The organism is Sorangium sp. So ce448 (genome assembly GCF_051520915.1).
GTDB lineage: Bacteria > Myxococcota_A > Polyangia > Polyangiales > Polyangiaceae > Sorangium > Sorangium cellulosum_B.
In genome coordinates, this window is sequence record NZ_CP150343.1 from 961,980 (window position 1) to 983,671 (window position 21,692).

At 70.7% G+C, this 21,692-nt stretch carries 16 protein-coding genes; 14 read left to right on the forward strand and 2 right to left on the reverse strand.

Features of this window, described 5'->3' with window-relative positions:
* Positions 1-330: 330 nt before the first annotated feature.
* The 8 genes from WMF45_RS03570 to WMF45_RS03605 all read left to right on the forward strand — a co-directional run bounded on the left by WMF45_RS03570 (position 331) and on the right by WMF45_RS03605 (position 13,332).
* Positions 331-1,236, forward strand: a complete 906-nt coding sequence (locus WMF45_RS03570; RefSeq protein ID WP_437715558.1) for a PEGA domain-containing protein — start codon at positions 331-333, stop codon at positions 1,234-1,236.
* Between the two features lie 20 nt (positions 1,237-1,256).
* Positions 1,257-2,816 (forward strand): PGRS family protein, encoded by a 1,560-nt coding sequence (locus WMF45_RS03575; RefSeq protein WP_437715559.1) that lies wholly within the window; start codon positions 1,257-1,259, stop codon positions 2,814-2,816.
* A 969-nt stretch (positions 2,817-3,785) separates the two neighbouring features.
* A complete protein-coding gene (locus WMF45_RS03580) occupies positions 3,786-4,328 on the forward strand; it encodes a hypothetical protein (RefSeq protein WP_437715560.1) in 543 nt (180 codons plus the stop codon).
* A gap of 35 nt (positions 4,329-4,363) precedes the next feature.
* Positions 4,364-5,935: a hypothetical protein gene (locus WMF45_RS03585; protein WP_437715561.1), complete on the forward strand. Its 1,572-nt coding sequence runs from the start codon at positions 4,364-4,366 to the stop codon at positions 5,933-5,935.
* 1,577 nt (positions 5,936-7,512) lie between these two features.
* The gene (locus WMF45_RS03590) at positions 7,513-8,274 is read left to right on the forward strand and encodes a PP2C family protein-serine/threonine phosphatase (RefSeq protein ID WP_437715562.1); all 762 of its coding nucleotides are present in this window, start codon (positions 7,513-7,515) and stop codon (positions 8,272-8,274) included.
* Positions 8,275-9,452: 1,178 nt separating this feature from the next.
* Positions 9,453-11,135, forward strand: a complete 1,683-nt coding sequence (locus WMF45_RS03595; protein WP_437715563.1) for an L-aspartate oxidase — start codon at positions 9,453-9,455, stop codon at positions 11,133-11,135.
* Positions 11,132-12,094 (forward strand): CPBP family intramembrane glutamic endopeptidase, encoded by a 963-nt coding sequence (locus tag WMF45_RS03600; RefSeq protein ID WP_437715564.1) that lies wholly within the window; start codon positions 11,132-11,134, stop codon positions 12,092-12,094. Before WMF45_RS03595 ends, WMF45_RS03600 begins: the two co-directional genes overlap by 4 nt.
* Positions 12,091-13,332: a patatin-like phospholipase family protein gene (locus WMF45_RS03605; RefSeq protein WP_437715565.1), complete on the forward strand. Its 1,242-nt coding sequence runs from the start codon at positions 12,091-12,093 to the stop codon at positions 13,330-13,332. The genes WMF45_RS03600 and WMF45_RS03605 overlap by 4 nt, the downstream gene beginning before the upstream one ends.
* A gap of 74 nt (positions 13,333-13,406) precedes the next feature.
* Here WMF45_RS03605 and WMF45_RS03610 read toward each other — a convergent pair whose 3' ends face one another.
* A complete protein-coding gene (locus tag WMF45_RS03610; RefSeq protein ID WP_437715566.1) occupies positions 13,407-13,907 on the reverse strand; it encodes a YchJ family protein in 501 nt (166 codons plus the stop codon).
* Positions 13,908-14,027: 120 nt separating this feature from the next.
* On the opposite strand from WMF45_RS03610, the gene WMF45_RS03615 reads away from it, so the two are divergent.
* The 3 genes from WMF45_RS03615 to WMF45_RS03625 all read left to right on the forward strand — a co-directional run bounded on the left by WMF45_RS03615 (position 14,028) and on the right by WMF45_RS03625 (position 18,086).
* Positions 14,028-14,495: a Tudor-knot domain-containing protein gene (locus WMF45_RS03615; RefSeq protein ID WP_437715567.1), complete on the forward strand. Its 468-nt coding sequence runs from the start codon at positions 14,028-14,030 to the stop codon at positions 14,493-14,495.
* A 176-nt stretch (positions 14,496-14,671) separates the two neighbouring features.
* Positions 14,672-16,759 (forward strand): elongation factor G, encoded by a 2,088-nt coding sequence (gene fusA, locus WMF45_RS03620; protein ID WP_437715568.1) that lies wholly within the window; start codon positions 14,672-14,674, stop codon positions 16,757-16,759.
* Positions 16,760-16,769: 10 nt separating this feature from the next.
* Positions 16,770-18,086, forward strand: a complete 1,317-nt coding sequence (locus tag WMF45_RS03625) for a hypothetical protein (protein ID WP_437715569.1) — start codon at positions 16,770-16,772, stop codon at positions 18,084-18,086.
* Between the two features lie 104 nt (positions 18,087-18,190).
* On the opposite strand, the gene WMF45_RS03630 is transcribed toward WMF45_RS03625, so the two are convergent.
* On the reverse strand, positions 18,191-18,625 hold the full coding sequence (locus WMF45_RS03630) for a DUF6918 family protein (RefSeq protein ID WP_437715570.1): 435 nt from the start codon (positions 18,623-18,625) through the stop codon (positions 18,191-18,193).
* Positions 18,626-19,240: 615 nt separating this feature from the next.
* Between WMF45_RS03630 and WMF45_RS03635 the strand changes: the two genes are divergently transcribed.
* From WMF45_RS03635 to WMF45_RS03645, 3 genes are all read left to right on the forward strand, one after another.
* Positions 19,241-20,053, forward strand: a complete 813-nt coding sequence (locus WMF45_RS03635) for a hypothetical protein (RefSeq protein WP_437715571.1) — start codon at positions 19,241-19,243, stop codon at positions 20,051-20,053.
* 184 nt (positions 20,054-20,237) lie between these two features.
* Complete coding sequence (locus WMF45_RS03640; protein ID WP_437297730.1) at positions 20,238-20,786, forward strand: OmpA family protein; 549 nt, start codon at positions 20,238-20,240, stop codon at positions 20,784-20,786.
* 150 nt (positions 20,787-20,936) lie between these two features.
* Positions 20,937-21,677: a MotA/TolQ/ExbB proton channel family protein gene (locus WMF45_RS03645; protein ID WP_437549469.1), complete on the forward strand. Its 741-nt coding sequence runs from the start codon at positions 20,937-20,939 to the stop codon at positions 21,675-21,677.
* The last annotated feature ends 15 nt before the right edge of the window (positions 21,678-21,692 follow it).

Below are 21,692 nucleotides of genomic sequence, written 5' to 3' on the forward strand. Positions count from 1 at the left end.
GCCGGAAACCCGGATACCAACCTACGGTCGCTGAAGGCAGCCCGGCAGCAGATCGTTTTTGCGTGGTGCGAGAGGCGCGAGCTGCGGCGGCGTGGTGGACGCGCCGCGGCGCTGGAACAGGAGCCACCGTTGCGAGCGAGACCCCTCCCGTTCCGCGCGGAGCGCGGAGCGCGGGACGTGGGAGGGGCGGACCGCGCGCAGGCCCGTAGGGCCGAGCACGGGCCGGGGGTGGGCAGCTACCTTCTCGCCATCGTTCTGTGCTGCGCGCCATGGCGTGTTGCATGGTGCGAAGAGCGCGGCTCTTCGACTGCGACAGCGTCGCAGAAGTACGTGGAGGCGGAGAAGGAGCTCGAGTCGGCGTGGGAGCTGAACCCGACGTTCGACGTGGCGTACAACCTCGGGAACACGAAGTACCAGCTGAAGAAGCACCGGGAAGCAGCGCAGCACCTGTCGTTCGCGCTGAGGAACTGGCCGCTTGTGAAGACGGTGGCGAAGCTGAAGCCGACGGCGGAGCAGCGGTTCGCGGAGTCGCGAGCGCAGGTGGGCGCGGTGGCGGTGACGGTGGGTGTCGCCGGAGCGGAAGTGCTTGTGGACGGCAAGGCGGTGGGGCGAGCGCCGCTGGAAGGAGAGGTGTTCGTGGAGCCGGGCGAGCACCAGGTGGAGGCGAGGCAGGTGGGGTATGCGCCGGCGAGCCAGACGGTGACGGTGGCGAAGGGAGCGACGGCGGCGGTGACGCTGGCGCTGGCGGCGGCGAAGAGCGATGGGGCGACGGAGGGGGGCGGGAGCGCGGGGGCGAGAGGGCCGGTGGCGGGGCCGCCGGTGGTGCCGGTGGAGCCGCTGCCGCCGCCGCCGAAGAGGAACTGGGTGCCGGTGATCGCGCTGGGAGCGGCGAGCGCGGTGGGGCTCGGCGTGGGGATCGGGATGATGGTGGCGTCGAATGCTGCGAGCGATGATGTCGACGTGCAGGGAAGTGCGATCATCGACGCGGGCGGGCAGTGCAAGCAACCGCCGAGCGCGTTCGTGGATCGTTGCTCGGAGCTGAATGACGCAGGTTCGCGGGAGGAAACGTTGGGCAATGGGGCACGAGTCGTGTTTGCAGCGTCAGGCGTGCTTGCCGTCGCCGCGGTGACTTATGCCCTATGGCCGCGGCCCAAGGCGCGGGTGGCAGCGCCGGTGCGCGTGATGCCCCAAGTAGGTGCTCAAAGCGCAGGGGTCACCCTGCTTGGCGTCTGGTGACGAGCCGCAGAGAGAAGAAGATGAGAATCCAAGCGAAGCAGCGGGTATGGGCGACTGCGGCGATCGCCATCATGGCCAGCGGCTGTGATGCGCTGTGGCTCGATGTGACAGGGAACTGCCAGCGGATGGTGACGTGCGACTACTTCCTTCAAGCTGGAAGTGGTGGCGGGACACCAGCGAGCTGCGTGCCGAGCGAGAACCCGGAGGCAGTAGGGGACGCGTGCGGCGTGTTCGTGTCGGTGAACGGTAACGACGACGGTGCCGGGACGAAGGCGGAGCCTGTGAAGACGCTGAGCGTGGCGATCACGCGAGCGGCGGAGCTGGGGAGCGCGGTGTACGCGTGCGCGGAGACGTTCGCTGAGGCGGCGGAGCTGCCTGCGGGCGTGACGATGTTCGGTGGGCTCGACTGCGCGAACGGCTGGACCTGGATCGGCGAGACGGCGAAGACTGTCGTGGCGCCCGCCGAAGAGGGGATCGCGCTAAAGCTGTTGCGGGGTGAGGGCGTGGTGAGGATCGAAGACGTGTCGGTGCACGTAGCGGATGCGGAGGTACCGGGCACGTCGTCGATCGCGGTGCTGGTGGATGGTGCGGAGGCCGAGCTAGCGCGGTGCGAGCTGGTCGCGGGCAAGGGAGCGGATGGCGCGGAGGGAGAGGACGCGCCGAGCGAAGTGCCGGCGCAGGCGTCGCCGGGGAACACCGGAGCGGATGCGTGTAGCGATCTCGACGGCACGCCGGGGCCAGACGCGAAGCTGTCCGGCGGCTCCCAGGTGGTGAACGAGTGCGGCGGGGAACTGTCGATCGGCGGTGGTGGTGGTGATGGTAACGTGACTAATGGCACTAGCGGCGATATCGGTGCGTCCGGTGCCCTCGGTGCAGCAGGCGCCGGAGAGCCCGCGGCAGGCAACTGGAGCTGTGCCGCTGGTGGCACTGGTCAGGGCGGCGATAACGGTCCTGATGGCAACCCCGGTGACGCCGGGAGCGGCCTCGGCACGCTGAGTTCGTCGGGCTACGTGGGCGTGAGTGGCAAAGCTGGCGAAGCGGGCAAGCCGGGGCAAGGCGGAGGCGGGGGCGGGGGTGCGAAGGGCGGCGCCGCGATCTGCGCAGGTGGCTCAGGGGCCGGAGCGAGCGGCGGTAGCGGCGGTCCTGGCGGCTGCGGCGGGCTGCCCGGCCAGGGCGGCGGCGCCGGAGGAGCGAGCATCGCGCTCGCGAGCGTGGAGGGGAAAGTGACGCTGAAGGACTGCGTGCTGAAGGCGGGCGAGGGGGGCAAGGGAGGTGCCGGCGGCGACCTTCAACCGGGCGGCACCGGCGGGCTTGGAGGAGTTGGCGGCATGGGCGTCGGCGGCTCGAAGAACGCGTGCGCTGGCGGTCAGGGAGGCCAGGGCGGCAACGGCGGTCCAGGAGGAGGAGGCCTCGGTGGACCGTCGCTGGCGATCGCGTTCCGAGGGGAGGGGGTGAAGCAGGAAGGGCAGACGATGCTGATGCCCGGTACGCCCGGCATGGGAGGACCTGGCGGTAGCAGCAATGTGGCGGAGAACGCGGGCGCAGAAGGCACGGCGGCGGTGGAGCAGAAGTTTCCGTGAGCGACTGATGCGGTAGCGGGCGGCATCGTTGATGGCGCCGCCCGCGGGGCCGAGAAGCGCGGCGGAAGGAGGAACTGGCGATTGCGCGAAGCGCCGTCGAAGGGGAGAGGTGTGCCCGCGGATGACGTGCGGGGCGGCGAGCAGAGCCCCGTGGATCGCAGCTACCGGCGAGCGGTGGAGAAAGTGAGGACGACCGTACGATTCCGTGACGATCCCGCGTGGCTACACGTAACTGGGTGAAAAAGCTTCGATGTCGGAAGAAAGCCCTTGGCGAACTTCATGGCGCACATCGGGCGAGGGCGGAGACACGGCGCCGGGCGGGGAAATGCCGGCGAGGTCGGCGTGGGCGGAGAATGCTGGGACTTCACGGGCAATGCGAGCTGCGGCCGGTGAAGTGAGCAGCGCGGTGGGTATGATTGAGAATCTACGAGAGCTGAGCGCAATGCGGATGAGCGACTGACGAATGTAGTGCTCCGCGAGCAGCTGAGCTGAAGGAGGAGACAAGAAATGGTTGGACGCACCCCGCGCCGGGGTGGTAGGGACCGTTTTGTCGCGGAGACGCGGCACGGTGGGCTTCCCGGCGCTGACAACTTCACCACCTGCGAGTGGACTGCCCAAGGCGCGGGCGGAGGGATCGTTGATCTGCTGACTTCTTCTGCGTCGGGCCGCGAGAGCGGATGTTATCCGACGGTCGCTGAAGGGAGCCCGGCAGCAGATCGCTTTTGTGCAGCGGGAGAGCTTCGAGGCGCGGCCGCCGGGGGATGGAAGCGCCGCCTGGTTGGTGCTCGGACTGCCGTCGCAGGCGAGACACCTCCCGTCCCGTGCGAAGCGCGGGACCTGGGAGGGGCGGACCGCGCGCAGGCCCGCAGGGCCGAGCACGGGCCGGGGGTGGGCATCCTTGTGCTCATTGCTGTCGTTATCAGCACCCCCGCGCGAACTGCGTGGTGCGAGCAGCGGGTGCGAGGGGCTGTGGGAGAGACGGCGGGCGTGGCGCTGGCGAAGAGCGAGGAGTCGACAGCGCCGGGAGCGACGACGGAGGGGGGCGGGAGCGCAACGGGCGCGGGGATCGTCGGGGTCGTGGCGGGGCCGCCGGCGGTGCTGGTAGAGCCGCGACCGCTGCCGGACAAGAGAAGGAATTGGGTGCCGGTGATCACGCTGGGGGCGGCGAGTGCGGTGTGGCTCGGCGTGGGGATCGGGATCACGGTGGCGTCGAGAAATGCGCGGAGCGATGCGGACGGACATCGAGCGCAGATCCAGCAGATGCACGGACAGTGCATCGAGCCGCCGAGCGACTTGATCTACAGATGCCGCGACATGGAGCGTGAGGCGGGGCGCGCAGCTCGTCTCGGTACGGTGTCCGTGGTCAGCTATGCGGCGTCGGGGGCGCTGGCGGTCGCCGCAGCCACGTATGCACTGTGGCCTCAACGCGCCACATCGGCGGGGCGCGCGCTGCGCGTCTTGCCCCAGACGTACGCAGACGGGGGCGGTGTCTTCATCGTGGGAATGTGGTGAGCGGGGCGAGGGTGAGCACAATGAGGAACAGATGGATGACGTGGTTGATGAGCTGGGGTGCCGTTTCCATGGCGGCGAGCGGCTGCGACTATCTGTCTATCGGGCTGGCGGATGATTGCGAGTTCCTGCGCACGTGTCCTCATTATCTCGACGGTGGTGGCGGCAGTGTGGCAAGCCCCGGATGCGAGGCTGATCCGACGCAGGACGCGAGCACGGTGACGGACGAGTGCGCGGTGTTCGCGAGCGCGACGGCGGAGCCGGGGGGAGATGGGACGAAGGCGAGACCGTACGCGTCGCTCGGGGAGGCGGTGGCGAACGCGGGGAACAAGCGGGTGCTCGCGTGCACGAGCGGAGCGTTCGCGGAGAGCGTAGCGATCGAGGCCGGGGTGGAGGTGATCGGAGGCTTCGATTGCGAGGCGGAGTGGGCGTGGAGCGCAGAAGCGCGGAGCGGGATGGAAGGTCCTGCGGGCGCGGCGGCGCTGACGCTCGGTGGAGGGGCGAGCGGGGCGAAGGTGCGGAGCTTCGCGATCCGCGCGGCGAGCGCGACGGAGCCGGGCGGGTCGTCGATTGGCGTGGCGGTGGCGGACGTCGAGGCGGAACTCGCGCAGGTGGACGTAACCGCGGGCGACGGGATGGCTGGGGAGGACGGCACGATGCCGGACGAGGCGCCGCAGGTGGGGGCGAGCGCGCCGATGACGAGTGCATCGGCGGCGTGTGCACGGGACGAGCTCGTGTACGGTGGCGATCCCGGCGTGAGGGCGTGCGAGGACGGCGAGACGCGCGGAGGTGCTGGCGGACTCGGCGGGATCACGGGGACCGAGGACGGCAACGGGCTGAAGGGAGCGGATGGAGCGCCGCTGCCGGAGCCGAACCCGAACAACCGGGGGCTTGGTGGCGTCGGTCAAGCGGGGCCAGATGGTGAATGCGAGGCCGGCGCGAACGGCAAGAGCGGTGACGCTGGAGGTCCCGGCGACGCGGGGAGCGGCACGGAGCTGATGCTGGCAGGTGTCGCGGGAGGCGACGGAGCCAACGGCGCAACGGGGAAGAAGGCTCAAGGAGGCGGAGGCGGAGGGGGAGCGAAGGCCGGCGTGTTCTGCAAGGTCGGCGCGGGCACCTTCGACGGCCCCGGAGCGAGCGGAGGCGGAGGCGGCGCGGGTGGTTGCGGCGGGAAGGGAGGCGGAGGAGGCAAGGCCGGCGGGTCGAGCATCGGGATCCTGAGCCTGGGGACGAAGCTCGTGCTGACCGACGTGACGGTGGTGGTCGGCAGGGCGGGGAAGGGTGGAGATGGCGTGGCCGGCCAGAGCGGTGCGGACGGCGGTATCGGCGCTGCCGGCGGAGCCGCCTCGGGAACTTCACCCTCAACCCGGGGCTGCGATGGCGGCCGAGGCGGTCAAGGCGGAGCTGGCGGCCCCGGCGCCGGTGGTCGAGGCGGCCATGCTGTGGGCATCGCATATGCGACGCCGCCGGGCGCTGCGGCGACGCTGTCGAACTTCATGGCAGGAACAGCGGGAGAGGGCGGTGGCACGGCGCCGACGGGAAACGCCGGCGAGGTGGGCGTGAGCGGAGAATGTTGGGACTTCGCGGGCAATGCGAGCTGCGGCCAGTGAAGTTAGCCCCGTGGCGAGATCGATTGAGAATTTCAGAGAGCTGAACGGAATGCCTACGTGTGACTGACGAGCGCGGTGCTCCGTGATCAGCTGAGCTGAAGAGGAGACAAGAAATGGTTGGACGCACCCCGCGCTGGGGTGGTAGGGACTCTTTTGTCGCGGAGACGCGGCACGGTGGGCTGCCCGGCGCTGAGAACTTCACCACCCTGGCGTGGATCGCAAGAGGCGCGGGCGGAGGGACCGAAGATCTGCTGACTGCTTCTGCGTCGGGCCGGAAACCCGGATACCAACCTACGGTCGCTGAAGGCAGCCCGGCAGCAGATCGCTTTTACGCGGCGTCGGAGCATCGCGGTGTCGCGGCGGCGGGGCAGAGGCGCAGTGGCGCTGGACACCGAACTGCGGTTGCAAGGGAGGCCCCTCCCGTCCCGCGCGGAGCGCGGGGCATGGGAGGGGCGGACCGCGCGCAGGCCCGGAGGGCCGAGCACGGGCCGGGGGTGGGCAGCCATCTTTTCGTGGTGGTTGCTGCATCCTGTCGGGCGTGCTGGCGGCAGGCTCCGTGACGTATGCCCTGTGGCCCAGGAAAAGCGCGCAGGGCTCCACAGCGTTGCTCGTGCTCCCTGAGGCGAGGGCACAAGGCATCAGCGTGGGGGCGGACGCGGCGGAGCGAAGGGCGGCGCGGCGATCTTGCCCGGGCTCCATGGCCGGGTCTGGGGCGAGCGGCAAGGCAGCGGGCGGCGTCGTCGGTGGCGCCGCCCGCCGCCGCGACGAGCGATGGTAAGGAAGGAGGCGCGTGCGATCGCGCAAGGCGCGACCGATGGGGCAAGGGGTGCTGTGCCGCCAACATGCCCGGCGGAGAGCAGAGCCCGCTGGACCGCGACCACCGGGGAGCGGTGGAGAAAGTAAGGAGGTCTGTCCGATTCTATGACGACCCCGCCTGCCTGCGCGTAAGTTATCGAAAGAGCGTCGTTTTCAGGAAGATAGCGCTTGGCGAGCGCGTCCGTTGTCGGCAGAATGGGCGCCGTTGGATCCCGAGGAGCGCCTCGCCGATGCACCGGAAGCGTAGCGAAAACGATGTCCCTCCCCTGGGACGACGCCCCGGCCTGAGCGCGAGGGTGGTGTGGGAGCGGATGTGGGTACGGCGGTTCGGTCTCGAGGACGTCGAGTGGGACCCGGAGGAGTCCTGCGAGCACTGCATCGAGAAGAGAGCGGCTCGGGAAGCGGTGATGGCGGAGCTTGCATCACGGCCGGGGGACCGACCGAGGCTGCGGCGGAGCCTCGGGTGGGGGAAGGCTCCACCGCGGGCGGGCAGGCGCAGAACGCGGCGCAAGGGCAGCTGCATGCGGCTGCTGCTGAAGCTGGTGCGACTGGCTCGCCTCGAGCGCGACGAGCTTTGAGCGGTTGATCGAGAGGTCTCGTCACGAGCAGGCCGGTTCGGGCGAGCGGCGCTCGAAGGTCCTGGCGTGCTGACGACGCGCGGCGGCGGCGCCGTGCGCTGGGCGACAAAGTAGGAATCGGCGCACCGCGGGTGTGGTGCGCCCCGACTCGGCTCGTCTTGCGACGAGCGCGCGAGGTGGACGATGGTGTGTCCGACGCTCGCCATCGAGGCGGGGGCGGATGCCTCCGTGTCGAGGTGTTGTGGGCGCGACGAGGGGCGCTCTGGAGGGTTGCCTTGCCTGGGGCTGTTCCTGGTCAAGGGTGGCCTTGGCGGAGATGCCTCCCGCACGGCGATCGAGATGGTGCATGCCGTCATCGAGGCGGACGACGTGGACGACGGCTGTGCTGGTGAGGTGACCGCGCCGCAGCGCCGGGACGAAGTGCGGCTCATGATGCGTCGGTGTCGACGCGTCCGCCGCCACCCCGAGGGCGATCGTCGGGAGCCAGGACGGTACAGCGCGCCAGTGGGCTTCGCGGGTGTGCTGCTGGCGCCCGGGGCGGCGTACATCGCCCACGTCGGCGAGATGCGTATCTATCGATTCCGTGGTGGGACGCTGGAGGCACGAACGCGTGATCTCGCGGCGGTCGAGCGGGGCACGTCGGATGGCGCCGTCTCGCCGGATGTGCTGGCCGTGCTGGCCCAGCACGCGAACGCGGCGACGCGCGCGCTCGGCTGCGAGGCGGCGGCGGAGATGAAGAGCCAGGTTGAACGCACCGCGCCAGGCGACATCTTCCTCGTCTGCTCGGGCGGCCTCTGGGGGGCTGTGCCCGAGCGCCGCATCGCCGGCATCCTCGCGGCGCACCGCGAGCTGCGCCTCGCGGCCAGCCTGCTCATCGACTGCGCTGATGAGAATGGCGAGCCCGAACCGGTAACGTGCCTTCTGGCGCGCATCGGCGGCATCTGACGGCTGGAACTCACGAGGAGGAGCGGGACAGAAGGGCCAGAGGGCAGCGAGGCGATGGCGAGGCGACCCCTCCCGTCACACGCGTAGAGCGGGACTCGGGGGAGGCGGGCGGCGCGCAGGTGCGAAGCGGCGGTGCGAGGGGCGGCGCGGCGCTCTGTCGAGGTGCCATGCCGGGAGCTGGGGGAAGCCGTGGCGAGCAGAGCCCGCTGGACGGCTGGTGGCGGCGAGCGCTGAAGAAAAATGAGAGGTGGTATGATTTTGTGGCAATTTCGGAGGGCTGAACGTAAGCGTGACTGAGCAAAACGGCAACGAGGACTCGAAGAAACCCCTTGGCGAGCTCATTCGTTGCCGGCAGAATGGGCGCCGCCCGAATTCAAGGAGCCCCATGCCGAAGCGCCGAAGGTCCCGCGGAGACGACCCCCCTCCCTCTGGTAAGCGCCCCAGCCTGAGCAAGATGGGGGAGTGGGAGCGGATGTGGGTACGGAGGCTGGGTCTCGAGGACATCGACTGGGATCCTGAGAAGTATTGTATGCACTGCATCGCTGAGCGGGCCGCTCGCGAAGAGGCGGCAGCGGAGGAGCTTGCGCCGCCGTCAGGGCCCAGACTGCCCGCGTCGCAGAGCCTCTTGTGGGCGAAGAACCCACGCCCGGCAGGTGGCCCCAAAGCGCAAAGCAAGCGTCGCCCCAAGCTGATGCTCGTGCCCTCGGTGCATCGCAGAAGCCAGGACTCTTGAGCGAGAGGCCCCTTCACGAAGGGTCTGGATCGAGCGAGTCGACCAGAGGGTGTGGGGGACGCTGGCTCTGATGCGCTCTCCGGGAACCTGTCGTGTTGTGCCAGAACACCGCATCTCCCGCATCCTCACGGCGTCTCGCGAGTTGCTGCGCGAGTCGCGCCTTCGCGAGTCGCGGCTTCTGATGGATGGACTGCGCTCATGAGCTCGCGCTGCGAGGCCGAGCGCGCGGCGTGCGCCCCGGCGCGCGTCGACAACGGCCGAGGCGCTCCTCCATGAGCGCGATCAGCCCGTGCGCACGCCCACACCTCGCGCTGGCTCACGCCGGCGCTCGGCTCTCCCCGGCCACGCCGGCCTCCCGCCCGAACGCCCGGCCGCAGCGCCGTCGCACGCAGGAAGCGCACCACGGCCTACCTCCGTGCGCCCCGCTCCTGCTACCCTCCTGGCCGTGGCGATAACGACCGATTTCCTCGTCATCGGTAGCGGTGTGGCTGGGCTGACCTTCGCGCTCGAGGCGGCCGAGCACGGCGAGGTGATCATCGTCACCAAGCGAGCGCGTGACGAATCCAACACGAAGTACGCCCAGGGCGGCATCGCCGCGGTCTTCGCCCCGGACGACTCCCCCGAGGCGCACATCGCCGACACGCTCGAGGCCGGGGCGGGCCTCTGTCACGAGGTGGTCGTCGAGATCTGCGCGCGGGAGGGGCCCGAGCGGGTGCGCGAGCTCATCGCGCGGGGCGCCCAGTTCGATCACGAGAACGGTCAGGTGCGCCTCGGGCGCGAGGGAGGGCACTCCGCGCGGCGGATCGTGCACGCCGCCGACGCCACCGGCCTCGAGATCGAGCGCGCGCTGCTCGAGCAGGCCCGGCAGAACCCGAACATCCGCTTCGCCGAGCACCACACGGCGATCGACCTCATCCCGCTCTCCCGGTTCGGGGGGCCGGACATCTGCGCGGGCGCCTACGTGCTCGACGAGACCGACGCCGCGCTGAACCAGGGCAGGCCGCGGCCGCGTGACTCGGAGCGGCCGGCGCCCCGGCACCGGCCGGCCTCGAAGCCGCACGTCGTCGAGACGTACCTCGCGCGGGCGACCGTGCTCGCCACCGGCGGCGCAGGCAAGGTCTACCTCTACACGACGAACCCCGACGTCGCGACGGGCGACGGCGTCGCCATGGCCTACCGGGCAGGCGCCGAGATCGCGAACATGGAGTTCTACCAGTTCCACCCGACGTGCCTGTTCCACCCGGAGGCGAAGAGCTTCCTCGTGAGCGAGGCGCTGCGCGGCGAGGGCGCCATCCTCCGGCTGCCGGACGGGACGGCGTTCATGGCCAGCCACGATCCGCGCAAGGACCTCGCGCCGCGCGACATCGTGGCGCGGGCCATCGACTTCGAGATGAAGCGGACCGGCTCGGACTACGTGCTGCTCGACATCACCCACCGGCCCGCGAGCTTCATCCGCGAGCACTTCCCGACCATCCACGCGCAGTGCCTCCGCTACGGCATCGACATCACCGCGCAGCCGATCCCCGTCGTGCCGGCCGCCCACTACATGTGCGGCGGGATCACCACCGACCTCTACGGCAGGACGACGATCCCCGGGCTCTGGGCGATCGGCGAGTGCACGTGCACGGGGCTCCACGGCGCGAACCGGCTCGCCTCGAACTCGCTGCTCGAGGGGCTCGTCTTCGGCCACCGCGCGGCCGCGCGCCTCGGCACCCAGATCGCCGAGCTCCGGCAGAGCGCGTTCCCCGATGTGCCCGAGTGGCAGGTCGGCAACGCGGTCGCCAGCGACGAGGAGGTCGTCGTCGCCCACAACTGGGACGAGCTGCGCCGCACCATGTGGAACTACGTCGGCATCGTCCGGTCCGACGCCCGCCTCCGGCGCGCCGCCCGGCGGATCTCCCTGCTCCAGGAGGAGATCCGCGAGTACTACTGGAAGCACCTTGTCACCCGGGATCTGCTCGAGCTGCGCAACATCGCCACCGTGGCCGAGCTCATCGTCGGCTGCGCCTCCGCCCGGCACGAGAGCCGGGGGCTGCACACGACGATCGACTACCCGGAGGCGAGCGATCGCCTCGGCACGGACACGGTCGTGAAGCGGGGCGTCCTGCCTTATCTGCGAGGTCGATGAGCGATCTGCACGGCACCCCCGACCCTCCGCCGAGCGGCGGAGGGCCCGGTCCGCTCGCCCGGCAAGGCGGCGAGGAGCGACCGATGTCGATCCCCGGGGCCATCGGCTGGACCGTGGGCGTCACCGCGCTGTTCCTGTTCCTGCTCGGCCTGATCTCCTCCTTCCGGATGGAGCCGGCGCTCGACGGCGCGGGCTCGTTCCGGGCGGCGCCGAAGCTCGACGTCATCGGCAGCTTCGCGTGCCAGGCCGCGGCGTACCTGCTCGGGCTCTTCGGCGTGCTCCAGGTGCACGCGCCGCGCGCGTCGATCCGGCAGTTCCTCGGGCTGCGCGGGACGCACGTGGCGTTCTATCCGCTCGCGATCGCGCTCGGCTTCGCGCTCGAGGGGCCCATCGCCGCGCTCTACACGGCGATCGAGGCGCGCTGGCCGTCGGGGATCGACGACGCCGAGCTCGTCCGGGTCTTCGTCGACGCGAGCGCGCCCGAGCGGGCCGCGCTCGGCCTCATCTTCATCGTGCTCGGCCCCGCGCTGGAGGAGGTCTTCTTCCGGGGAGCGCTCGCCCGCCCGCTGCGCTGGACGCACCGCGCGCCGCTCGTGATCGCGATCACGGCCGCGCTCTTCGCGGTGGCCCACGTCGGGTGGCAGAAGTTCCTGCCGATCGGGATCTTCGGCGCGGCCCTCGGCGTGCTCCGCGTCGCGAGCGGGTCGCTCTTGCCGTCCATCCTCCTCCACGGCACCTACAACGCCATCCAGTGCTTCTCGCTCCTCTCCGCGGCGGGCGCGGGGGCCGCCGACGGCGCGCCCTCGGCCGCCGGCGCCGCGCTGCCCGACGCCGCGGCGAGCCCGGTGTGGCTCGTGGCGGTGAGCTCCGCCTCCGCGCTCGTGTTGACCGCGCTCGCCTGCGTCCTCGGCCGTCGCGCCGAGGGGGCGGTCCGCGCGAGGGAAAAGGACCTCTCATGATGCCGGCGTTCGGGAGCCAAGGCGGCGGCGAGAGCCGAGCCGCGCAGATCGCAGCGGGGGACGGCGAGGACCGCTCCTCCGGGACGGTGGACGCGAGCGGCGAGGGCCGCGCCGCCCCGCGCGTCGGGGCGAAGCGAGCGCGCGTCAGCCTCTGCTTGCCAGGGGGCGGCCTGACGGGCGCGCTCTACCAGATCGGCGCGCTCGCGGCGCTCGAGGATGGCGTCGAGGGGATCGACAACCAGAGCTTCTCGCTCTACCTCGGGCACGGCAGCGGCGCCGCGGTCGCCGCGGCCCTGGCGGGCGGCATCCCGATCGAGCGGCTCTACCGCGCCCTGCTCGATCCGGTCGACAACTTCTTCCCGCTGGAGCGCAGCCACCTCCTCCACCTCGACGTGGGCGAGTGGCGGCGCGCGCTCAGCACCAGCCTGGTGGCGCTCCGCCACGCGATCGTCCGGCTCACGACCCGGGGCGACGCGACCCCGAACGCGCCGGCGCAGCAGTACCTGTTCGAGCAGCTCGATCGCTTCAACGACTCGCTCCCCGCGGGGCTCTTCCAGCTCGACCGTTACGAGCGGTTCCTCGGCGAGTTCTTCCTGAGGCGCGGCATCCCGAACTCGTTCCGCGCGATGCCGCGGACGCTGCGCATCCCGGCGCACGACCTCGACTCGGGCGAGCGCGTCGTCTTCGGCGCCGAGGGGTTCGACCACGTCCCGGTGTCGCTCGCCTGCGCGGCGTCGCTCGCGCTCCCGCTGTTCTTCTCGCCGGTGCGCGTCGAGCACCGCCACTACCTCGACGGCGGGCTGGGCCACGTGGCGCACCTCGATCTCGCGCAGGCCGCCGGCGTCGAGCTCACGATCGTCGTGAGCCCGCTCGTGCCCGTCTCCACCGCGCACCGCCCCGTCCCGACGGGGCACGGGGTGCGCGAGAGCGTGCGCGACAAGGGCATGCTCTGGATCTTCAACCAGGCGATGCGGATCGGCGCGCACGCGCGGCTCCACCAGGCGGTGGGGCGCGCGCACGCCGAGGGCAAGATGCAGGTCCTCGTGCTCGAGCCCGCGCGGAACGACGCGCTGCTGTTCCTCCACAACCCCGCCAACCTGCGCGCGCGGCGCGCCATCCTGGAGTACGCCTACCGGACGACGCGCGAGCGCATCGCGGTGTGGATGGACAAGAACCGCGCCGTGGTCGAGGCGATGGGGTGGCGCGAGGCCCGCGCGTCGGGCCCGTCGGCCGGCTGAGGCGCATCGCCCATCGGAGGGCCTGGTCAGCGGGCCAGGGCGCATCGGCCGCCCGCTCGGCCGGCGAGGGCCGGTCAGCTGGCGAGGGATGAGAACCGGGCGATCGTCAGCTCGTCGGGCGGGACGCCGATGCGGGCGCGCGGGATGGCGACGCCGTGGAGGTAGCGCCAGCCCTCTCCGTCGTGGAGGAAATCGGACAGCTCGACGAACGAGCGATCGACGCCTGCCTCGAAGATCTTGGCGAGGAACAGCACCGACGCCGAGTCGCCGCTCTGCAGGCTGTCGAGGATCTGGAGGCCCCGGTACCGGTGGTGGTGGATCGTCACCTTCAGCTCGCGCAGCACCTGGTCCCTGTCGCGCCCGCGGTCGATGTGGCCCATGTGCAGCGTCCGCCAGAGGTAGGCGGTGTCTCCGACGGCGAACGCGGCGTACCGCGAGCGCATCAGCGCCACGGCGTCGGGCGCCTCGCGATCGCCCAGATGGCAGGGGGCGCAACACTCGCGGTACGAGCGCCCCGAGCCGCACGGGCACGGGCGGGAGAGGGTCCCCGTACCAGGACGAACATCTCGGGTCATGGGCGTTCTCTACACGGGTTCGTGCCCCGTTGCAGCGCCCTGGGGGGCGCCGACCCGGGCGCGTCCCTGAGCGAAGCCTCTTGCGGGGCGCCGGCGAGGACGGTAAGGCGGGCGGGAAGTATGCCCGCAGCGCGCGCTCACGCCGCGGCCCTCCTCCTGGCCCTCGCCCTGGTTCTGGGGGGCTGCAAGCGCCAATACGCCATCGGCGATCACGTCCTCGTGACCTGGGAAGGGAACGTCTACCCGGCCAAGGTCATCGAGGTCCTGGGTCCGACGAAATTCAAGATCCACTACCAGGGGTACGATGACATCTGGGACGAAGTTGTACCTCGCGAGCGGATCCGCGGCCTCGTCGAGGGCAACGTCGTCAACCCGCCGCCGCCGCCGAAGGTCCGGAGCAAGGGGCTGCAGGCGTCTCAGACCAACGTCTACAAGATCGGCGACAGGGTCCGCGTCGAGTGGCACGGGCAGATGTACCCGGCGGTCGTCACCGGCATCGTGGGGCAGGAGCGCTACCGCATCCACTACGACGGCTACGGATCGGAGTGGGACGAGACGGTCGGGCTTTCCAGGATTCAGGCCAAGTAGCGTGAAATGTTCATGCGCGGTCATTTTCCCCCTGGCGCTGGCCATGGGGCCGAATTAAGAGCCGCGCCGAATTTCTGACTGGGCGATCGCAAGAGTGCGCCGCCTGGCTGACGTTCGATGCGTGCCGCACGCCCTCCACGGGCACGCCCTCACGGGTGCGCGGCGGGGAGCCTTCTGTGATCAGCGAACTGTCCAAGCTGCGCAACATCGGGATCAGCGCCCACATTGATTCGGGCAAGACAACGCTGACCGAGCGTATCCTCTTCTACACCAAGCGGATCCACGCCATCCACGACGTCAAGGGCAAGGACGGCGTCGGCGCGAAGATGGACTCGATGGATCTCGAGCGCGAGCGCGGGATCACCATCCAGTCCGCGGCCACGCACTGCTTCTGGAACGGGCACCAGATCAACGTGATCGACACGCCCGGCCACGTGGACTTCACGATCGAGGTCGAGCGCGCGATGCGCGTGCTCGACGGGGCGATCCTGGTCCTCTGCGCCGTCGCCGGCGTGCAGAGCCAGTCGCTGACGGTCGACCGCCAGATGCGCCGCTACGGCGTCCCGCGCATCGCGTTCGTGAACAAGTGCGACCGCGCCGGCGCGAACCCGCTGCGGGTCCGCGCGCAGCTGCGCGAGAAGCTCAACCTGAACCCGGTCCTGCTGCAGCTGCCGATCGGGCTCGAGGACAAGTTCGAGGGGGTCGTCGACCTCATCGCGATGAAGTCCTACCGGTTCGAGGGGGCGAACGGCGAGAAGATCGTCGTCGGCGAGATCCCGGCCGAGATGGCCGACGAGGTGAAGACGGCGCGCGAGGAGATGCTCGACGCGCTCTCGATGTACTCCGACGAGCTCACCGAGGCGATCCTCGAGGAGCGCGTCACCGAGGAGCTCCTCCAGAGGGCGATCCGCGACGCGACCGTGAAGCTCCAGATCGTCCCGGTGATGATGGGGTCGGCCTACAAGAACAAGGCGGTGCAGGTCCTGCTCGACGGCGTGACCCGCTACCTACCGACGCCCGCCGACATCACGAACAAGGCCGTGGATCTCGACAAGGACGAGGCCGAGGTCATCCTGTCGAGCGACTCGGAGAAGCCGCTCGTGATGCTCGCGTTCAAGCTCGAGGACGGCCGCTTCGGCCAGCTCACGTACCTGCGGGTCTACCAGGGCAACCTGGCCCGCGGCGGCGAGATCACGAACACCCGCACGGGCAAGCGCCACAAGGTCGGCCGGCTCGTCCGCATGCACGCGGACGAGATGGAGGACATCGACTCCGCGGGCGCGGGCGACATCGTCGCGATGTTCGGCATCGACTGCAACTCCGGCGACACCTTCACGGACGGGACCCTGAGCGTCGCGATGACGTCGATGCACGTGCCCGACCCCGTCATCTCGCTCACCGTGACGCCCAAGGACAACAAGGCCCAGGCGAACATGTCGAAGGCGCTTCGCCGCTTCACCAAGGAGGACCCGACCTTCCGCGTCGGGGCGGATCCGGAGAGCGGCGAGACGATCATCCAGGGCATGGGCGAGCTCCACCTGGACGTCTACATCGAGCGCATGAAGCGCGAGTACGCGGCCGAGGTGGTCACGAGCCCGCCGCGCGTCGCGTACCGCGAGACGATCACGCGCCGCGTCGACTTCAACTACACGCACAAGAAGCAGACCGGCGGCTCCGGCCAGTACGGCAAGGTCGGCGGCTTCATCGAGCCGTGGACGGAGGCGCCGTTCCGGTTCGACGATCAGGTCGTCGGCGGCGCGATCCCGCGCGAGTTCATCCCGGCGGTCGAGAAGGGCTTCGTGTCCATGCTCGCCAAGGGGCAGCTCATCGGCGCGCCCGTCACGGGCGTGTCGGTCACGCTGAACGACGGCGCGGCCCACGCGGTCGACTCGTCCGACATCGCCTTCCAGGAGGCCGCGCGCGGCGCCTGGCGCGAGACGTACCCCAAGGCCGGCCCGCAGATCCTGGAGCCGCTCATGAAGGTCGCCTGCGAGGGGCCGAGCGAGTACCAGGGCGGCATCGTCGGCATCCTCATGCAGCGGCGCGGCATCATCGTCGGTTCGACCGAGGCAGAAGGCTTCTGCCGCGTCGAGGCCGAGGTGCCGCTCTCCGACATGTTCGGCTTCTCGACGGTCCTCCGCTCCGCCACCCAGGGCAAAGCCGAGTTCACGATGGAGTTCTCGCGCTATGCTCCTCTTCCGGCGGCGCTTGGTGAGGAGCTCATCAAGAAATACCGGGAAGAGCAGGCGAAGAAGGCCAAGTGAGGGGGTCGGCATGTACCGCAAAGAGGTAAACGAGCGGAGCCCCATGCGGGTCTTCGAGGGGTCGATGCACGGCGGGCTGGGTCGCGGCAACGTCGGCGTCATCGTCTCCCGGCCCGGCGTGGGCAAGACGGCGTTGCTCGTGCAGATCGCGCTCGACGATCTGCTGCGGGATCGCCGGGTGCTCCACATCTCGCACGAGAACGCGGTCGATCACGTCCGCGCGTACTACGACGAGATCTTCCACGATCTCGCGCAGTCGATGCGGCTCGAGGAGCCGGAGGCCGTCCGGCTGGAGGTCGAGCGGCACCGGCAGATCTACTCGCACCTCGGCCACGTGAAGGCGTCGGCCGACGCGCCCGAAGAGGCGGCGCGCCTGTGGGTCGAGAAGATGCTCGAGACGGTGGCGTTCGCGCGCGGCGTCGCCCACTTCGAGCCCGACGTGATCATCGTCGACGGCTTCGACGTGGCGGTCGCGTCGGAGCAGGCGATGGAGGCGCTCGGGCGGCTCGCGAAGGAGCGCTCCGCCGAGGTCTGGGTCGCGGCCCAGGTCGACGAGGCGGGCCCTCCCGGCAAGCTGCCTGCCGCGCTCCAGAGGGTCGAGCGCCACCTCAACGTGGTCGTCTACCTGCAGCCGGAGCGCGACGTGGTTCGCCTGCGGCTGCTGAAGGACCACGGCAACAAGGATCTCGCCGATCTCCACCTGCGGCTCGATCCCCACTCGATGCGCGTCATCGACGAGGACGTGCGGCCCCCCTCGGAGCGGCCGAAGGACCCGCGGAGCTTCCGCGTGCACTCGGGCGGCGCCAAGGGGGCCGAGGCCGAGTTCGGGGCGTGCGCCGAGCGGTACGGGGTGCAGGAGCTGAACTACAGCTTCGAGGGCCACCGGCTCCTCGAGCGCCAGCGCGGCGTGGTCGTGCTGGGGGACGACGAGCTGCGCAAGGGCGACTTCAGCCTCGTCTACGTGTCGCGGCGCCTCGGCCGCGTGCTGAGCGAGATCCCGCTCGTGCGCAACATCCTCCAGACGATCTGGCACCAGATCAACGCGGCCAGCCAGGTCTTCGTCGTGGGGACGCTCCAGGAGGACGGCACCGTGCGCGGCGGCACCGGCTGGGGCGCGGAGCTCGCGCGCCTCTGGAAGAAGCAGCTGTTCGTCTACGATCAGGAGAAGCGCGGCTGGTTCCGCTGGAGCGGCTCGGCCTGGGAGATGGCGCGGCAGCCGAGCATCACCTGCGAGAACTTCGCCGGCATCGGCACGCAGGATCTCAACGACGCCGGCCGCGACGCGATCCGCGACCTCTTCGCGCGGAGCTTCGGCGAGCCTGGCTGAGAGCCGATCGCAGGGGCGCCCTCCGCCGCCGCACGCGGCCGCGGGGGCGCCTCGCTGCGGCGCGCAGCAGGCCGGCGCGAAGCGGGCCTGCCGCGCCGAGCCGCTCAGGCCGAGTGCTTCTGGATGAGCTGGGCGAGGCGCGGAACCGCCTCCTCGACGTTCTTCTTCGCTGAGCCGCGCAGCTTCTCGTAGGTGCCGCGCACCACGCCGCTCGACGACGACTTCGCCTTCTCGTCGGTGATGCTGAGGAGCGCGTCGGCGATCCGCGAGCGGTTCGACGTGAAGAAGGAGCTCGGGTTGCCGCTGCTCGAGGCCTCGGTCCAGATGGGATCGAGCTTCTTGGCGAACTCGGGCAGGAGCTTCTCGACCACCTGCTGGATGAAGCCAGGCTTGATGCCCTTCACGGCCGCGTAGCCGGCCTTGACCGCCAGGCCGGAGAGTCCGCTCTTCGAAGCCACCTCCTCGTCGACGAGCGCGCAACAGTCGGCGACGACCTTGGATTTCTTGTTCGCATCGAGCAGCGTTTCGCTGAGACCCATTCTCGAACTCCTCCGGGCGCTTCGGAGGCCGGACGCGGCCCCCCAGACCCATGTCAGCGTGACCCCCGGCAGGGAGCGGCGACCACGTCGAGCGGACCGGTGGTCCGCTCCCGACCACATCGAAGCGCGGCTCTTACCACAGCGGCCCGAAGGCCGGCATCGCAAGCGCCCACCCGGGAAGCCTTCGGTCCAGGACGGCTCTCGGCCGATATCGACCGTCCGGGATGGCACTGCAACGCCGTCACGCGCTCGATTCTCGGAAATGCCCCGCGGAGACCGCATGCATGGCCGCCCCCCGCGCGCCATACTCAAGATGTAATTTGAATCACAGTTTGGCGTGGCGGGCGCTCGCCGCTGTCGTGTCGCGAGGCCTGCGGGGGGCTCATGGACGTTACCTGCGAAATCTGCGGAATCGTCACCACGGTGTCGAGCGACGCGCGCGGCGGGGCTGCGCTCGAGTGCAGCGTCTGCGGCGGTGCGATGCTCCGTGCGCACGGGAGGGGTGCGGCTGCGCCCCCGGCGGGAGGCGCCGGCCGGCGATCGAGCCGGCCTCCTCCGCCGCTCCGGCGATCGAGCGCGCCCTCGGTGCCACGGAGCGACGATGACCCGACGATCATGGATCTCCGGTCGCTCGCGATGAAGTCGTTCATCGCGACGCTTCCCGTCGCGCCGCCGACGAGCGCGTCGGCGGCGGGCTCGGTCGCGCCGGGCAGCGGCCCGGTCGCTCCGGCGGCGGTGGGCCTGACGACGCCACAGGCGATCCGGGGCGCGGAGTCGTCAGCGGCGACCGCCTCGACCGCGTTCGCGGGCACGGCGCCGGTCGGGGTCGATGCGCCGAGCGTGAGCGATGTGATGCGCGTCCACGACGCGCTCGTGCCCGTCGCGGTGCCCTCGCGGGCGCGATCACGAGCCCGCGTGCGCATCCTCGCGGCGGCGACCGTGGCCGGCGCCCTGGTGATCGCTGTCGGGCTCACGCTGATCGTCGGCCGGATGTCGCGGGCGCCGGGGGATGAGGTGCCGCCTGCAGCGCAGCGCGGCGTGTCCCGGGCCGGGGAGATCGCGCGCGAGCTGCGCGTGCCGGTCGAGGCGCCCGGCCCTCGGAGGACGGCGCTGCGCGGGCTCGACGCGCGCCCGCCAGCGGCCGATGAGGACGAGGCCAGCGCCGCCGAGCCTGTCACGGCGCCGCAGCCGCGCGCCGCGCCGGAGGCGGGCGCGCGCGAGGCCTCCGGGGCGGGTGTGCGCCCGCCCGCCGCTTCGGGGGCCCGCGCCCGGCCTGAGCGTCAGCCGTCGCCTTCGCTCGCGTCCGAGGAGGTGTCGCGGCCTCAGGCGCCGATGTCGCTCACCGACGCGATGGCTGCAGCCGTCGCCGATCCTCCGGCGCCCCCCGCTGCGGAGACGCAGCGCCAGGCCGACACCGGCGAGGAATAGCCCGCGCCGAGGGCCCGGGGGGGCGCGAGGCGGGCCAACCCGTTGGTGCCCAAAATATTCCTGCGCCTGGATCGGGCGATGCATCGCGGCGCTTTAACGGAATGCCTGTCATCCAGGCGCGCCGGCTCGCCGGCGGGCGCTCAAAATGCTGCAACGCGCCTCCCGGCGTGGTAACGGCATGCCCATGACAAAACTGCCTGCGTTGATCCTCGTGGTCTCGGCGCCCCTTGCCGCCTTCGCGGCCGGCTGCGGCTCCGATCCGCAGCCGCCGGCGAATGTCGCCAGCGATGTCGCGCCCCCTCCGGTGGCGAAGACCGCCGCCCCGCCTGCCCCGAAGCAGGACACCGAGAAGCCGACGAGCGGATCGATCCGCATCGACGACAAGATCCTCAAGGCCTGCGGCGATCTACCGACCGCCCGCTTCGCGTTCGACTCGACGTCGATCGAGGGCGAGGCGGCGGGCGCGCTCGACGCGCTCGCGCGCTGCTTCGTCTCGGGTCCGCTCAAGGGCAAGGGGATGAAGCTCATCGGCCACGCCGACCCCCGGGGGGAGACGGAGTACAACCTGGGCCTCGGCCAGAAGCGCGCCGGCAGCGTCGCCGAGTACCTCGGCAAGAAGGGCCTCGAGCAGGGCCGCATCGCGACCTCGTCGAAGGGCGAGTTCGAGGCGACCGGCACGGACGAAGAGGGCTGGGCGCGCGACCGGAAGGTCGACATCCTGCTCGCGGACTGAGCGCCGCGCCGCGTGCGGCGCTGGGCGAACTTGAAGAGGGCCACGGCCGCGCTTCCAGGCGAGAGAGGGGGCCGCGGCCGCAAACTCCACTGAACGGGGCCGCGCGCGCGGAACCCTGACGAGCCGACTCCCTGACCCGAAGAGATCGAAATGGCCTTCCTGCAGAGCGCCCCTGACCCGGCGACGACGGTCCCGATCAAGCTCGATCCCGTCTCCCTGGTCCTCCACGCCTCCGGTCCCGTCTTCCTGGTCGTGTGGCTGCTGATCTTCGCGGCCATCCTCGTCTGGGTGATCGCCGTCCTCAAGGTCCTCCAGCTCGCGCGGCTCGCCTCTCTGCAGGCGCGGTTCGAGCAGGAGTCGGCGCACGCCCACTCGCCGGATCAGCTGTTCGCGCTCGCGCAGCGGCACGCGGACGCGCCGGGCGCCCGCGTCGTGATGGAGCTCAGCCGCCGCGTCGGGACGAGCCGGCTCCTCGACTCGATCGCGAAGCGGGCGATCGTGACCGAGACGCAGCGGGCGAGCGCGCTCATGCCGACGCTCTCGTCGATCGCGGCGGCGTCGCCGTTCATCGGCCTGTTCGGCACGGTCTACGGGATCATGGACGCGTTCCTCCGCATCGGTCAGCAGAAGAGCGCGTCGCTGCCCGTCGTCGCCCCGGCCATCGGCGAGGCGCTCATCGCGACCGCGATCGGGCTGTTCGCCGCGATCCCCGCGGTCATCGCGTACAACGGGATCAACAAGCGCGTCGACGACCTGCTCGCCGCGCTCGAGGCCGCGAGCGAGGGCTGGGTGGAGATCGCGTCGCTCTCCGCGCGGGGGATGCAGGAGTCCATCCCGCTGGCGCTCCAGCGGTCGAGCGACCGGCCCACGCCGGTGATGCCGAAGGGCTGAGGGGCGGGGCCGATC

Bases quoted from the DNA above. Each gene is read 5' to 3' on its own strand.
- WMF45_RS03615 (WP_437715567.1), top strand. From the start codon at position 14,028: ATGCCCGCAGCGCGCGCTCACGCCGCGGCCCTCCTCCTGGCCCTCGCC.
- WMF45_RS03630 (WP_437715570.1), bottom strand. From the start codon at position 18,625: ATGGGTCTCAGCGAAACGCTGCTCGATGCGAACAAGAAATCCAAGGTC.
- WMF45_RS03585 (WP_437715561.1), top strand. From the start codon at position 4,364: ATGACGTGGTTGATGAGCTGGGGTGCCGTTTCCATGGCGGCGAGCGGC.
- WMF45_RS03600 (WP_437715564.1), top strand. From the start codon at position 11,132: ATGAGCGATCTGCACGGCACCCCCGACCCTCCGCCGAGCGGCGGAGGG.
- WMF45_RS03610 (WP_437715566.1), bottom strand. From the start codon at position 13,907: ATGACCCGAGATGTTCGTCCTGGTACGGGGACCCTCTCCCGCCCGTGC.
- WMF45_RS03605 (WP_437715565.1), top strand. From the start codon at position 12,091: ATGATGCCGGCGTTCGGGAGCCAAGGCGGCGGCGAGAGCCGAGCCGCG.
- WMF45_RS03645 (WP_437549469.1), top strand. From the start codon at position 20,937: ATGGCCTTCCTGCAGAGCGCCCCTGACCCGGCGACGACGGTCCCGATC.
- WMF45_RS03625 (WP_437715569.1), top strand. From the start codon at position 16,770: ATGTACCGCAAAGAGGTAAACGAGCGGAGCCCCATGCGGGTCTTCGAG.
- WMF45_RS03635 (WP_437715571.1), top strand. From the start codon at position 19,241: ATGGATCTCCGGTCGCTCGCGATGAAGTCGTTCATCGCGACGCTTCCC.
- WMF45_RS03640 (WP_437297730.1), top strand. From the start codon at position 20,238: ATGACAAAACTGCCTGCGTTGATCCTCGTGGTCTCGGCGCCCCTTGCC.
- WMF45_RS03575 (WP_437715559.1), top strand. From the start codon at position 1,257: ATGAGAATCCAAGCGAAGCAGCGGGTATGGGCGACTGCGGCGATCGCC.
- WMF45_RS03590 (WP_437715562.1), top strand. From the start codon at position 7,513: ATGGTGTGTCCGACGCTCGCCATCGAGGCGGGGGCGGATGCCTCCGTG.